The sequence below is a fragment of the Achromobacter sp. 18P8.1.1 genome (assembly GCF_057799415.1).
The window spans coordinates 1-14,695 of record NZ_JBYOKH010000033.1; the positions used below are offsets into that span (position 1 = coordinate 1).

Annotated in this window: 11 protein-coding genes; 9 read left to right on the plus strand and 2 right to left on the minus strand. The window is 66.0% G+C overall.

The annotated features are described in order from the left end of the window. Positions 1-31: 31 nt before the first annotated feature. Positions 32-919 (minus strand): LysR family transcriptional regulator, encoded by an 888-nt coding sequence (locus AC27VE_RS19970; protein WP_488704769.1) that lies wholly within the window; start codon positions 917-919, stop codon positions 32-34. Positions 920-1,057: 138 nt separating this feature from the next. Here AC27VE_RS19970 and AC27VE_RS19975 point away from each other — a divergent pair, with 138 nt between their 5' ends. The 3 genes from AC27VE_RS19975 to AC27VE_RS19985 all read left to right on the plus strand — a co-directional run bounded on the left by AC27VE_RS19975 (position 1,058) and on the right by AC27VE_RS19985 (position 6,269). Next, positions 1,058-2,248, plus strand: a complete 1,191-nt coding sequence (locus AC27VE_RS19975; RefSeq protein WP_488704770.1) for an MFS transporter — start codon at positions 1,058-1,060, stop codon at positions 2,246-2,248. Positions 2,249-2,358: 110 nt separating this feature from the next. Next, a complete protein-coding gene (locus AC27VE_RS19980; protein WP_488704771.1) occupies positions 2,359-4,002 on the plus strand; it encodes a VRR-NUC domain-containing protein in 1,644 nt (547 codons plus the stop codon). Further along, positions 3,999-6,269, plus strand: coding sequence for an ATP-dependent DNA helicase (locus tag AC27VE_RS19985; RefSeq protein ID WP_488704772.1), 2,271 nt, complete (start codon positions 3,999-4,001; stop codon positions 6,267-6,269). Before AC27VE_RS19980 ends, AC27VE_RS19985 begins: the two co-directional genes overlap by 4 nt. 4 nt (positions 6,270-6,273) lie before the next feature. Here AC27VE_RS19985 and AC27VE_RS19990 read toward each other — a convergent pair whose 3' ends face one another. Continuing rightward, positions 6,274-7,806, minus strand: a complete 1,533-nt coding sequence (locus AC27VE_RS19990) for an MFS transporter (protein ID WP_488704773.1) — start codon at positions 7,804-7,806, stop codon at positions 6,274-6,276. Positions 7,807-7,955: 149 nt separating this feature from the next. On the opposite strand from AC27VE_RS19990, the gene AC27VE_RS19995 reads away from it, so the two are divergent. The 6 genes from AC27VE_RS19995 (at position 7,956) to AC27VE_RS20020 (ending at position 14,692) form a co-directional block, all read left to right on the plus strand. After that, positions 7,956-8,840 (plus strand): LysR family transcriptional regulator, encoded by an 885-nt coding sequence (locus AC27VE_RS19995; protein WP_488704774.1) that lies wholly within the window; start codon positions 7,956-7,958, stop codon positions 8,838-8,840. Positions 8,841-8,915: 75 nt separating this feature from the next. Then, complete coding sequence (locus AC27VE_RS20000) at positions 8,916-9,506, plus strand: TetR/AcrR family transcriptional regulator (RefSeq protein ID WP_488704775.1); 591 nt, start codon at positions 8,916-8,918, stop codon at positions 9,504-9,506. Then, a complete protein-coding gene (locus AC27VE_RS20005; protein ID WP_280025981.1) occupies positions 9,500-10,009 on the plus strand; it encodes a PaaI family thioesterase in 510 nt (169 codons plus the stop codon). The genes AC27VE_RS20000 and AC27VE_RS20005 overlap by 7 nt, the downstream gene beginning before the upstream one ends. Positions 10,010-10,034: 25 nt before the next feature. Continuing rightward, on the plus strand, positions 10,035-11,222 hold the full coding sequence (locus tag AC27VE_RS20010) for an acetyl-CoA C-acyltransferase (protein ID WP_315131425.1): 1,188 nt from the start codon (positions 10,035-10,037) through the stop codon (positions 11,220-11,222). 111 nt (positions 11,223-11,333) lie between these two features. Next, positions 11,334-12,815 carry an amidase gene (locus tag AC27VE_RS20015; protein WP_488704776.1) on the plus strand — a complete coding sequence of 494 codons (1,482 nt, stop codon included), beginning with the start codon at positions 11,334-11,336 and terminating at the stop codon, positions 12,813-12,815. 257 nt (positions 12,816-13,072) lie between these two features. Beyond that, positions 13,073-14,692: a methyl-accepting chemotaxis protein gene (locus tag AC27VE_RS20020; RefSeq protein WP_488704777.1), complete on the plus strand. Its 1,620-nt coding sequence runs from the start codon at positions 13,073-13,075 to the stop codon at positions 14,690-14,692. Positions 14,693-14,695 lie beyond the last annotated feature (3 nt).

Sequence of the window (14,695 nt, forward strand, 5' to 3'; positions counted from 1 at the left end):
AGCGCGCCTTGATATCGGGCAATTCCCGCAGTCAAAGCGGAAACAAATTCTGCACGATGAAGTCCACGAACACTCTGATTTTGGGCGACAGATGTCGGCTGGAGGGCCACAGGATTCGGAATGTGGTGCGGTCTTGGTTGTAGTCGTCCAGCACAGAGATCAGTTTGCCTTCGCCCATTTGACGACGCACGGCGATGTCAGGGACACAGGCAATACCGAGACCTTGTTCGGCAAAGCAGATTTGCGGGTCCAGAGAATTCGTCACCATACTGCCTGACAGATCCATGGCAAGGGGTTGTCCGTCCCTGCTCAAAGGCCATACATCCGTTTTGCCGGTGGTGGGATACCGGTATAGCAGGCATGCGTGGTCGGCCAAGTCTTCAGGTCGCTGTGGGAGTCCGGCCCGCTGGAAATAGTCGGGAGCGCCGACGATGACCCTTCGATAGGCGCCGAGGACCCGTGCCATCAATCGGGAATCGCTGGGTTCCCCGGTACGGATCACCGCGTCGAAGCCCTCTTCGATCACTTCCACCAACCGATCCGAGCAGTCGATGTCCAGCGCCACGTCGGGATAGCGCCGCTGGAAGGCCGCCAGCTTGGGCATGAACAACGTGCCGACCGAGGGCAGGCTGATGCGCAGCTTGCCCTGAGGGGCGCTTTGCGTTTGCAGGAGTTCGGCTTCGGCCGACTCGACCTCGCAAAGGATACGGCGGCAGCGCTCCAGAAACAGGGCACCTTCCGGCGTCAGGCTGATGGTGCGCGTAGAGCGGTGGAACAGGCGCACCCCCAAGTGTTCTTCCAGCCGTGCGATGGCTTTGCTGACTGCCGAGGCGGAGATCCCCAACTGTTGCCCGACCGCCGTAAAGCTGCGGGATTCGCCCGCGCGTACGAAGACATCAAGAGAACCAAGACTTTCCATTTGAGCCCATCAATTGATGACATTTATGTCACATATCTTGTTCACTGTAGCCTATTTTTCTTTTATTTGTCTCCCGCCACCATGGGTACTAATGCTCGGCAAAGAGCCAGAACGACTTCGATTTGAGGAATTTTGTTTATGAATCAGACAACCGCATCTGCTCGGCACAAGAGCACCGAGCAATTGCCCTTAGGTGGATTGCTTGCCTTGGCAATGGCAGCCTTCATCACGCTTCTGACCGAGATCATGCCGGCCGGATTGCTTTCTTCTATCGCGCAAGGCTTGAACGTCTCTGAAAGCCTCGCGGGTCAGTTCATTACTGCCTACGCGGCGGGCGCGCTGGTCGCAGCCATCCCGGTGACCAGCCTCACACAAGGCATGCGGCGGCGTCCATTGCTATTGACCGCAATCTTTGGTTTTGCGGCGGTCAACCTCGTCACCGCGCTTTCCGATAGCTATGGTGTTTCATTGGTGGCACGCTTTTTCGCCGGCATTTTCGGCGGCATCGTCTGGTCGCTGCTGGCCGGCTATGCGATGCGTATGTCGCCGTTGCATCTCAGTGGTCGGGCAATTGCGATATCCGGTGCCGGCGCGACCATCGCTTTGGTGCTCGGTGTGCCGCTCGGGGCGTTGCTGGGCCGCGCCATCGGCTGGCAAGGCGCGTTTGGTCTGATGAGTGCCCTGGCACTCTTGCTCATAATGTGGATCATTGCCCGCGTCCCCGACTTTCCTGGCCAAACCAAGGCGCAGCGGCAAACGCTTTCCAGTGTGTTTTTGAAAACCGGCATTCGCGCCGTGCTGTTTGTTGTCTTTACCTTCGTTGTTGCCCACAACATTCTCTACATCTATATCGAGCCTCTCCTCGAACCTTCTGGCTTATCTGCGAACGTGGATACAGTCCTGTTCGTCTTCGGACTGGGTTCGATAATCGGCCTGTGGTTCGTGGGTGCAATGGTCGATCGTCGTCTGCAATTTCTTGCCTTGACAAGCATCATGATCTTCGCCGTTGCGTCCCTGTTGCTGGGCCTTTGGGGCGATCTTTCGCAGATGGTCTATCCGTCTGTAGCGGTCTGGGGGCTCGCTGTCGGCGGCTTTGCCACGATCACTCAAACAGCCTTGTCTCGGTTTGCCGGCGAGTCGGTTGACGTGGCGCAATCCATGTACACAACGGGCTGGAACTCCGCGGTGGCCAGCGGCGGCGTTGTTGGCGGAATTTTGCTTAATGGGTCAGGTGTGGCGTCCTTTGCATGGGTCGTTATCGGAATTCTCGCGGTCTCGTTGTTGGGCATCGTCTTCGCCATGAACAGGGCCTTGACGACCAGGAACTGAGATTGCTTGCCGGTCCATCAAAGTGATTGCACATCGAACGCGCAGGCAGGCGCCGGCTGCAGCCGCCTGCTATGATTACTGGATAAAACACCAGTTATCCGGCCTCGCCGATGTTCCCCCCGCACCGTTACTACTACCTTCACAATTTCCAGCGCGCGCTGGCGTGGGTCGCTGACCGCTATGCCGACCTGCTGGATGCCGGCGAACGCCGTTTCCTGGAAGACTTCCAGGCCTTGCCGCAGGCGTCCCAGGCGTTGATGGTTCGCATGCTGATGCGGCGCGGGCCGTGGTTCCGCGCCAGCCGGCTGGTCTATGAGGAAATCGCCAGCACGCAGGATGCCGCGGCGCCGCTGCGGGCGCTGGGGTGGCTGGACGCCGACGCGCCAATGACGTTGGACGAGCTGTTCGCCCTGCATACCAAGCCCGAGCTTAGCCGCCTGTTTGGGGATGCCTCGGTCAAGCCGGCGGCGCGCAAGGCGGACCTGCTGGAGGCCTTGCGGGCGCGGCACGATGCGCCCCAGCCCTATGCGGCTTGGAACCCCGCGGCCGACGAGCCCGTCTGGCGCGTGATGGTGGGCGATCTTTGCGAACGCTTGCGCCTGATGTTCTTCGGCAACCTGTACCAGGACTGGTCGGAATTCGTATTGGCCGACCTGGGCGTGTTCCAGTACGAGGCGGTGCCGTTCGAGGCGTCGTCGCGGGCATTCCAGACGCGGGCGGACGTGGACGGCTATCTGGCCTTGCATGCCTGCCGGGCGGCGCTGGACGAAGGCGCCGAACTGGACGCCTTGCTGCGGGCGGTGGACGATTGCGCCAGCCAGAACCCCTGGCTGGAAAAGCGCCGCGCCAAGGTGCTGCTGCGGATCGGGCAGGCGTGCGAGCGGGCGCAGGACTGGGCGGCGGCGCAACGCGTGTACGCGCGCTGCGCGTACCCCGGCGCGCGGCATCGCCGCATACGCGTGCATGAACGCATGGCGCAGTATGGCGAGGCCTTGGCGCTGGCCTTGCAGGCGCAATCCGCACCCGAAAGCGAAGAGGAAAGCCAGCGCGTGGCGCGGATGCTGCCGCGCCTGTATCGGGGCGCGGGGCAGGGCGCGCCCGCGCGGGTGGCGGCCCCGGCCTTGCTGCGCTCGGATCTGAGCTTGCCGCGGCCGGCCGAGCCGATGCCAGTGGAATTCGTTACCCGGGACCATCTGCATCAAGACGATGCGCCGGTGCACTACGTTGAGAACGCGCTGATCAATTCGCTGTTCGGCCTGCTGTGCTGGCCGGCCGTCTTTGCGCCGCTGCCGGGCGCGTTCTTCCATCCGTTCCAGCGCGCCCCGGCGGACCTGGATGCGCCGGATTTCCACCAGCGCCGTGCGGCTTTGTTCGACGACTGTCTGGGGCAGCTGGACACGCACGCGTATCGCGATGTGATCCTGCAGCGTTATGCGGAAAAATCGGGCGTGCAGTCGCCGTTCGTGTTCTGGGGCGCGTTGTCGGACACGCTGTTGGCGCAAGCGCTGGACTGCCTGCCGGCCGCGCATCTGAAGCTGTATTTCACCCGGCTGCTGCGGGACGTCAAGACCAACCGCTCGGGCTTTCCGGACCTGATCCGTTTCTGGCCGGCAGAGCGCCGCTATGAACTGGTCGAAGTCAAGGGGCCTGGCGACAAGCTGCAGGATAACCAGATCCGTTGGCTGCAGTATTGCGTGTCGCATGGGATGCCGGTTCGCGTCTGCCACGTCAGTTGGCGGGAGGATGCGGCATGAGTTATGCCGTGGCGGTGCGTGCGCTGTGCGAGTTCACCGCGCGGGCGGGCGATCTGGACTTGCGTTTCACGCCGGCGCCGACGGGGCTGGAAGGAATGGCGGGCCACGCGGTGGTGACGGGCCGGCGCGGGCCGGCCTATGAAACCGAAGTGGCGCTGTCCGGCCAACATGAAAACCTGCTGGTGCGGGGGCGGGCCGACGGCTACGACCCTGTGGCCAACCAGCTGGAAGAGGTCAAGACGTATCGCGGCCAGTTGGACAGCGTGCGCGAGAACCACCGCGTGGTGCATTGGGCGCAGGCGCGCGTCTACGGCCATCTGCTGTGCCAGGCCCGTGGGCTGGACCAGGTGCGGGTGGCCCTGGTGTATTTCAATGTGGTCACCGAAGAAGAAACGGTCCTGGTGGAAACGCACGAGGCGTCGGCGCTGGCGGCCTTCTTCCAGGAGCAATGCGGCCGTTTCCTGGCCTGGGCCAAGACCGAGCTAGCCCATCGGCAAGCGCGCGATGCCGCGCTGGAAAAGCTGGCATTTCCGCATGGCGAATTCCGTGCCGGGCAACGCGACCTGGCCGTGGCCGTGTACCGCACGGCGCGCGACGGCCGCTGCCTGATGGCGCAGGCGCCCACCGGTATCGGCAAGACGCTGGGTACGATCTTCCCGCTGCTCAAGGCCAGCCCCGGCACGGGCCTGGACAAGATCTTCTTCCTGGCGGCCAAGGGGTCGGGGCGGGGGCTGGCGGTTCAAGCGCTGGACACCGTCAATGCGCAGCCTGCGGCGCCCGCGCTGCGGGTGCTGGACCTGCAGGCGCGTGACAAGACCTGCGAGCATCCGGATCTGGCCTGCCACGGGGATTCCTGCCCCTTGGCGAAAGGGTTTTACGACCGCTTGCCGCAAGCGCGCGAAGCGGCGTTGCAACACGTCCGGCTGGATGCGCCCACCGTACGCGCGACGGCCCGCGCGCATCAGGTGTGTCCGTACTACCTGTCGCAGGAGCTGATCCGCTGGAGCGACGTGGTGGTGGGCGACTACAACTATTACTACGACGCCACGGCGATGCTGTACGCCATGACGCAGGCCTACCAGTGGAAGGTGGCGGTGCTGGTGGACGAAGCCCACAATCTGGTGGACCGGGCGCGCCGCATGTACACGGGTGAATTGGACCAGGCATCGCTGTCCGCCGCGCGCTATGCCGCGCCCAAGGCGCTGAAAAAGCCGCTGGACGGCCTGCAGCGGTCTTGGAACGCGCTGAACAAGAAGCAGGTTGAACGGTATCAGGCCTATGAGATGGTGGCCCCGGGCGTGCTGACCGCCGTGCAGAAAGCGGTAGGCGCCATCATGGAGCACATGGCCGAGTCGCCGTTGGCGCAAGACGATCCCGTCCTGACGTTCTACTTCGAAGCGCTGCAGTTCATGCGCCTGGCCGAGCAGTTCGGTTCGCACGCGCTCTTTGACGTGACGCTGTCGGACGTGGGCGTGACCAGCGCCAAGACGCGGCCGTCCACCTTGTGCGTGCGCAACGTGATCCCGGCGCCGTATCTGGCGGCGCGCTACGCGGCGGCGCACGCGACGGTGCTGTTTTCCGGCACACTGAGCCCGCAGCAGTTCTACCGCGACACCCTCGGACTGCCCAAGGAAGCGCCCTGGATCGACGTGGCCGCGCCGTTCCAGGCCGAGCAGTTGGCGGTACGGGTGGTGGGCAACGTGTCCACGCGCTATCGCGACCGCGAACGTTCGCTGGCGCCGATCGTCGACTTGATCGCCACCCAGTATGCCGAGCGGCCCGGCAACTATCTGGGGTTTTTAAGCAGCTTCGATTATTTGCGCCAGGTGTCCGACCTGATGCGCGAACGCCATCCCACGGTGCCGATCTGGCTGCAGACGCCGGGCATGGATGAACCCGGCCGCGCCGCGTTCCTGGCCCGCTTCACCGAGACCGGCCAGGGGGTGGGCTTTGCGGTGCTGGGTGGCGCGTTCTCGGAAGGGGTGGACTTGCCAGGCAAGCGGCTGATCGGCGCGTTCATTGCCACGCTGGGCCTGCCGCAAGTGAACCCCGTGAACGAAAACATGAAGCGGGCCATGGACTTGCGCTATGGCGAAGAGAACGGCTACGACTACACCTACCTGTACCCGGGCATGCAGAAAGTGGTGCAGGCGGCCGGCCGGGTGATCCGTACCGAACAGGACGTGGGCACCGTGCACCTGATCGACGACCGCTATCGCCGCGCCAAGGTGCGCGGCCTGTTGCCCAGTTGGTGGCAGGTGGACTGATCCGCTAGGGCGTGACCGTCACGCCATCGCGGGCGGCGTGTGCGCGCCGCCGCCCCAGCAGCGCATGGATGGCCAGCGCGGTCAGCACGGCAATGCCAGCCAAGGCGTGCAGCACGTGGCGGAAGGCCTCGTTATAGCTGTGCTGCAGCAGCTCGGATGCGCCCGGCAACAAGGCCGCCGCTTCGTGCAACTGACCCAGCGCGGCGCGGTTGGCGGCCATCAGGATGGCCTGGCCGTCGGTGCCGGCAGGCAGCCCCGCCGTCAGCGGCATCTGGATCAGCAAGGCCAGCAGCGCGCTGACGACGGCGATGGCAATGCCATCCGCCGATACGCGCACCGTGTTGAAGATGCCGGTGGCCATGCCGACGTTGCGCGGTTCCACCACGCTGACGGCCATCGCGTCCATCAAGCCCCACGGCACGCCGATGCCGATGCCGATCAGACTCATCGGCAACCACAGGCCGGTGGCGCCTGTGGTCATGACGTCCGCCAACCAGACCAGGCCGGCGGCCACCGCCAGCAGGCCCACCGCGGACAGCACGCCCGGGTTGAACCAGCGTGTCAGCAATGCGGCCAGGAACGGCACGACCAGCAACGGTGCGGCCAGACCAATCATCAACTGGCCGGCCGCCAGCGCGCTGTAGCCGTCGATACCGATGAAGCGGCCGGGCAGCACGGCGATCAGCACGATGAAGAGGAACGCGGGCGAAGCCGCCAGTACCTGAACGCCGACGAAGCGCGCGTCGCGGAACAGGCTCAGGTCCAGCATGGACCGGGCGGCGCGGCGCTCGACGTGCACGAACACGCCGGCCAGCAGGGCAGACGTCAATAGCGCGCCGATGACGTGCGCATCCGTCCAGCCCGCTTCGGGCGCCAGCAACATGCCGTAGGTGAACAGGCCCAGCGCGCCGGTGAAGCTGATGGCGCCCGGCCAGTCCAAGCGGCCTTGGGCGGCGCCGACGGTCGGGCGCACGCTGACGGCCACCATGACGGCGCCCAGCACGCCCACGCCGCCCGTCGCCAGGAACACCCATTCCCAACCGGCGGCCTGCACCATCCAACCGGACGCCAGCGGCCCGAACGACAGGCCGATGCCGAAGGTGGTGCCCAGCAAGCTGAACGCACGGGTGCGCGCCACGCCGTGGAACAGCGGGGCCAACGACGACATGGCGGCGGCAAACGCGGCTGCGCCGCCCATGCCCTGCATCAGCCGCATGACGTCGATCCAGCCCGTGGTGGGCAGGTAGGGGATGGCGAACGTGGCGGCGCAGAACCAGGCCAGGCCCAGCAGCCAGACCCGGCGGGGGCCGTACAGGTCGGTCAGGCTGCCCGACACCATGATGACGCTGCCGTACGCGAGGATGTAGCCGTTCAGGATCCAGTTCAGTTCAACCGGCGTGCCGCCCAGCGCCTGGCTGATCGACGGCAGGACCACGGCGGGGCCGGTGAAGCACAGCGGGATGAGCAGGGCTGTCAGGCAGGCAGACAGCAGTTGCAGCCAGCGATGGCGGGAGGGTGGGGATTCGGGAAGGTGCATGAGGACGAGCGGGTCTGAACAAGGGGCGCCGCGCGGCGGGATTGCGGTGCGGCGGCAGAATGACGGCAAGCTTAGGGGCCACTGGATAAAAGAAAAACAGGCTAGGATTCCGAATATTCAGGACAAAAACGTCCGCAATGGGGATGAGGATGGATAGTCTTAGCGGCATCGGCGTATTTGTGCTGGTCGCGGAAACGCGCAGCTTTTCCGAGGCGGGGCGGGTGCTGGGGGTGTCGCCGTCGGCGGTGGGCAAAAGCGTGGCGCGGATGGAAGAGCGCTTGAAAGTGCGTCTGTTCCATCGCAGCACGCGCCACATTGCGCTGACCCCGGAAGGCGAGAAATTCCTGGAGCGTTGCCGCCGCATCCTGTGCGAAGTGGAAGCCGCTGAATTGGAACTTTCCGAAGCGACGGATGCGCCGCACGGCAAGCTGCGGGTGAGCCTGCCGCGCTACAGCGGGCTGTTCGACTCCAGCATCGCCAGCTTCATGCGGCAGTACCCGGCCGTGGAACTGGACCTGGATTTCACGGACCGGATGGTGGATGTGATCGGCGAAGGCTACGACGCCGTGGTCCGCACCGGCGACATGGACGATTCCGGCCTGAAGCGCCGGCGGCTGGGGCCGTTCCGGCGGGTGCTGGCCGCAGCGCCCGACTATTTGCGCCTGCATGGCACGCCTAAGCGCGCGGGCGACCTGCTGCGCCACGCCTGCCTGCATTACCGGTATCCCGCGACGGGCCGGCTTGAAAAATGGCCGCTGAAACAGGGGCCGGACGCGCAATCGCTCGATTTGCCCCTGACGCTGGTCTGCAACAGCGTCGAGATGCGGATATCCCTGGCGGTGGGCGGGCAGGGCATCGTCTGCCTGCCGGATTTCACGATCCGCCGCGAACTGGCTGCGGGCCAGTTGCAGATCGTGATGGAAGACCGCACGCGCGGCAGCGGCACGATGTGGGCGCTGTGGCCCGCCAGCCGCCATGCGTCGCCCAAGCTGCGGGTCTTCATCGACCATCTGGCGCAGCACCTGTTTCCCTGAATCCGGCCGGGCCGCCTTGTAGGATGATGATCATCATATTAATATGATGATCATCATCTAATGGCTGGGCCAGTCATGCGCTACGACAACGGACACAAACGGGAAACGCGGATACGCATTCTGAAGACGGCGGCGGAAGCGGTGCGTGCCGACGGGCCCGACCGGATTGGCGTGGCTGCGGTGATGCGCCAGGCCGGCATGACGCACGGCGGCTTCTACGCCCATTTCAATTCGAAGGACGCGCTGGTCGAGGCCTCGATCGAACACATGTTCGACGAGGCGCTGGCCCGCGCCCAAAGGCGCATGGACGGACGACCGCCCGCCGACGGCCTTGCCGCCTACGTGGACGCCTACCTGTCGACCGCCCATTGCGAGGCGCGCGCCCAGGGCTGCCCGCTGGTGGCGCTGGCGGCTGACCTGCCGCGCCAGTCTGACGCCTGCCGGCAGGCCTACGCCGCCGGGTTGCGCCGACTGGTTCAAGCCCTGGCCGGCCGGCTGGCCGATGCCGGCTACCCCGAACCGGAACCGCTGGCCCGTTCGGTGCTGGCTGAATTGGTTGGCGCGGTTTCCCTGGCCCGTTGCGAGACCGATGCGCAACGGGCGAATGCCATGCTGGCGGACGCCCGCCGGCTCTTGAAGGCCCGCCTGGGCCTGGAGCAATGCTGATGACATCCCAACCGACCCCCCATCGCGAACCCAGCCTGGTCGAGGAGACCGGCGCGGGCCTGGACGGCCTGGCGCAACTGCGCGCGTTGCTGGCCTCCGGCCGCAAGCCCGGCATCATGGTGACGCTGGATTTCGACTTCGTGGAAGTGGAAGCCGGACGTGCGGTATTCGCCGGCACGCCGGGGCCGCAGGCCTACAACCCCATTGGCACGGTGCACGGCGGGTATGCCGCCACGCTGCTGGACTCGGCATGTGGTTGCGCCGCGCATTCCCAACTGACGGCCGAGCAGGCCTACACCACGCTGGAGCTGAAGGTGGCGTATCACAAGGCCATCACGCGCCACAGCGGCCTGCTGCGGGCGGAAGGCCGGGTCTTGTCGATGGGCCAACGCGTGGCCTATGCCGAAGCCAAATTGACGGACGCGCAGGGCCGCCTGCTGGCCTCGGCCACGTCCACCTTGCTCGTGTTCGCGCGGCCGGCCCCGGCCGTCGCCGCAGGTTGAGACGACTCGTTTAAAAGGAACAGCCATGATTGCCGCAGATCCCATTGTCATTGTTGCCGCCGCGCGGACTCCGCTGGGGCGTTTCCTCGGGGGCCTGGCCCCAGTCACCGCCGCCGACTTGGGCGCCGTCGCGATCCGCGCCGCGCTGGAACGCGGCGGCGTGCCGGCTTCCAGCGTGGATGAAGTGCTGATGGGATGCGTGCTGCCCGCTGGCCAGGGACAGGCGCCGGCGCGTCAGGCCATGCGCGCGGCCGGCGTGCCGGATGCGGTGGGTGCCACCACGGTCAACAAAGTGTGCGGGTCCGGCATGAAGGCGGCGATGATTGCGCACGACCAGATCCTGGCCGGCGCGATCGACGTGGCGGTGGCCGGCGGCATGGAGTCCATGAGCAACGCACCGTATCTGCTGAAGAAGGGGCGGGCGGGCTATCGCTTCGGCCATGACCGCGTCTACGACCATCTGGCGCTGGATGGGCTGGAAGACGCCTACGAGGCGGGCCGGCCGATGGGCGACTTTGGGGAAAGCGCCGTGCAGGCCTATGGTTTCACCCGCGCCGACCAGGACGCCTATGCGGCCGAGACGCTGCGGCGCGCGCGGCAGGCGGTGGAGTCCGGCGCGTTCGCGGCCGAGATCGCGCCGGTGGCGGTGCCGGGCAAGGGCGGGGCGCTGATGGTCGACCAGGACGAGAACCCGTTGAAGGTGTCACCCGAGAAAATCCCCACGCTCAAACCCGCCTTCCGCGAAGACGGCACCATTACCGCGGCCAGCGCATCGGCCAACGCGGACGGCGCGGCAGCCCTGGTGCTGACCCGCGAATCGGTCGCGCGCCGCGAAGGCTGGCCGGTGCTGGCCCGCATCCACGGCCATGCGACGCACAGCCAGGAGCCGGCCTGGTACACGACGGCGCCCATCCCGGCCATCCGCAAGCTGCTGGACAGGGCCGGTTGGCAGGTACAGGACGTCGACCTCTTCGAGATCAACGAGGCGTTCGCCGTGGTGGCCATGGCCGCGGCGCAGGACCTGGGCATTGCCCGCGACCGGTTGAACGTCAACGGCGGCGCCTGCGCCCTGGGGCATCCGATCGGCGCGACGGGTGCGCGGCTGATCGTGACCTTGCTGCACGCGTTGCAGGCGCGTGGCCTGCGGCGCGGCGTGGCGGCGTTATGCATCGGCGGGGGCGAGGCCACGGCCGTGGCGATAGAGCGGGTTTAAGCAGGCCGGCCCGGCGCCTGCCGGGCGCGCGCGGTCTGCCGGGTTTGCGTAGTATGTCGGTTGCGCCGGGCGGTCGCCGCCTGCGCCCATAACGACAAACCAGGAGACCGCATGCCCCCCGCCACGCCGGCTGCAACCGCCAGCCTGAACCCCATCGTCGCCATGCCGGCGCACGCCCTGTCGGATGCGATCCGGCGGCGCGAGCTGTCCTGCGTCGAAGTGATGCGCGCCTATCTGGCGCATATCGACCGCGTCAATCCCAAGATCAATGCCATCGTCGCCCGCCGTGATTCGGACGCGTTGCTGCGCGACGCCGCCGAGCGCGACGCACAGTTGGATGCGGGACAGTGGCTGGGCTGGATGCACGGCATGCCGCAGGCCCCGAAGGACCTGACGGCGGTGCGCGACATGGTCACGTCCATGGGGTCGCTGGTCTACAAGGACCTGGTGACGCCGCATGACTCGATCATCGTCGAACGGATGCGGGCATCGGGCGCCATTTTCATTGGCCGCAGCAATGTGCCGGAATTCGGCCTGGGGTCGCACACCTATAACCGGGTCTACGGCACTACCGGCAACCCTTACGATCCGACCAAGACCGCCGGCGGCAGCAGCGGCGGCGCCGCGGCCGCGTTGGCCGCCCGCATGTTGCCGGTTGCCGATGGCAGCGACTTCGGCGGGTCGCTGCGCAACCCCGCGGCGTTCTGCAACGTCTATGGCATGCGCCCATCGGCCGGCCGCGTGCCCTTCGGCCCGGCGCCGGAAGTATTCTTGAAACAGCTGTCCTACGAAGGCCCGATGGGTCGGACGCCGCGCGACGTGGCGCTGCTGATGTCCGTGATGGCGGGGCACGACAAGCGCTCTCCGCTGTCGTTGCGCGACGACCCGGCGCAGTTCGCCGCCCCGTTGGACGCCGACCTGCGCGGCAAGCGCATCGGCTGGCTGGCCGACTGGAACGGCTACCTGGCCATGGAGCCGGGCATCCTGGAGCTGTGCAGCCAGGCGCTGGCCGCGCTGGGCACCGTGGGCTGCGATGTCGTCGATTACCAGGTGCCGTTCGCCGGCGACCGCCTGTGGCGCATCTGGCTGGCGCATCGGCATCTGATGGTGGGCGGCCAGTTCCATGCCCTGGTCGAAAACCCCGAAACGCGCAAGCTGGTCAAGCCGGCGTTGATCTGGGAAGTCGAGGGGTTGGAAGGCATGACGGCGCGGCAGGTCTACCAGGCCACCGAAGAGCGCAGCGCCTGGTACCAGACCGTGCTGCGCATGTTCGACGAGGTCGATTTCCTGGCCGTGCCATCGGCGCAGGTCTTTCCGTTCGACGCGACGCTGGACTGGCCCAAGCAGATCGCCGGACGCCCCATGGATACCTACCATCGCTGGATGGAGACGGTGACGCCGTGGACGCTGGCGGGCTGCCCGGTGATCAGCGTGCCGGTGGGGTTCAACGCGCAGGGCTTGCCGATGGGGATGCAACTGGTGGGGCCGCCGCAGGCCGACCGGGACGTGCTGTGCCTGGCGCACGCCTACGAGCAGGCAAGCGACTGGGTGCACGCGCGGCAGCCGGAAGCCTTGTGGCGCGAACCCGCCTGAAGGATGGTTCTGGTACGCACTGTCACCATAAAAGACAAGGGCTTGTAAGCGGACTTTGCATTTTTCCGACGAACCGGCCGCTTCGTCGGGGTTTCCCTTGCATTTTCATGGCTGACAGGCCAAGCCTTTGCAATAATTAGCGAAATTACCCACATCCCGTCATAAAGTGGGCGCGGGCGCGCGTCGCGGCGCGTCCGGTCGTTCAGGGGCGTCCTTTGGGGCGTTGAAGCATTGAACCAGCACAAAGGTCTCCCGGCATGAAGAATCTGACACTCCGCCAGCGCATCCTGGCCAGCTTCCTGGTCATCCTGGCCATCATGGCGTTGATGGTGGTGGTGGATTACCGGCGCTTGCTGCACATCGAGGAAGAGGTCGCCACGATCAACACGGACGCGGTGCCGGGCATCTACTACAGCACCTCGATCCGGTCGTCGTGGTTCGCGGGATTCGTGGTGGTGCAGGATGCCTATAACTCGGACACCGATGCCGAGCGCCGCAACGCCCTGGAGGCGCTGCCCAAGAACGACCAGCAGCTGGAAGAGAACATCGTGCTGTACCGCCGGACGGTATCGCGCGGCGACGACCGCAAGATGTTCGACGAATTCGAATTGGAACTGCAGGCATACAAGCGCATCCGCGCCGACATCCTGGAGCAGGCCGCCACGGGCAACGTGGCGCAGGCGCAGGCGCGCATCAAGACGGAACTGCGGCCCGCTTTCTACAAGGGCCGCGACACGCTGGCCAAGATGGTGGCTGAAAACAAGCGGCAAGCGGACGAGTCCGCGGTCAGCATCCAGAAGTCGGTGGATACAGCCGAGGTCGGAATGCTGGTGTCGCTGGCGCTGGCCATTGCCGCCGCCGTCGTGTGCGGCTTCCTGTTGATGCGGGCCATCGCCAACCCGATGCGCGACATCGTCAAGACCCTGGAATCCACGGGCGGCGGCGACCTGACCCGCCGGCTGTCGCTGGCGCGCAAGGACGAGTTCAACGCCATCGAGACCGGCTTTAACGGCATGGTCGACGAGTTGACGGGGCTGGTGAGCAAGACGCAGCGCTCGGCCGTGCAGGTGGCAACGTCCGTTACCGAGATCGCGGCCACGTCCAAGCAGCAGCAGGCCACGGCGTCCGAAGTGGCGGCCACCACGACCGAGATTGGCGCGACGTCGCGCGAGATCTCCGCGACCTCGCGCGAACTGGTGCGCACCATGACCGAAGTGTCCGGTGCCGCCGAGCAGACGGCGTCGCTGGCGGGCAGCGGCCAGGTCGGGCTGGCGCGCATGGAAGACACGATGCGCAACGTGGTCGGCGCGGCGGGATCGGTCAACGCCAAGTTGGCGATCCTGAACGAGAAGGCCGGCAATATCACGCAAGTGGTCACGACGATTACGAAGGTCGCAGACCAGACCAACCTGCTTTCGCTGAACGCGGCGATCGAAGCCGAGAAGGCCGGCGAATATGGCCGCGGTTTCGTGGTGGTGGCGACCGAGATCCGCCGCCTGGCCGACCAGACCGCGGTGGCCACCTACGACATCGAGCAGATGGTGCGCGAGATCCAGTCGTCGGTGTCCGCGGGTGTGATGGGCATGGACAAGTTCTCGGAAGAAGTGCGCCGCGGCATGGCCGACATGCAGCAGGTGGGCGATCAGCTGTCGCAGATCATCCAGCAGGTGCAGACGCTGGCGCCGCGCGTGCAGATGGTCAACGAAGGCATGCAGGCGCAGGCCACAGGCGCCGAACAGATCAACCAGGCCCTGCAGCAGTTGAGTGATGCGGCGCAGCAGACGGTGGAGTCCCTGCGCCAGTCCAGTCTGGCCATCGAAGAGCTGACGCTGGTTGCCAATGACCTGCGCAGCGGCGTGTCGCGCTTCAAGGTGTGAGTC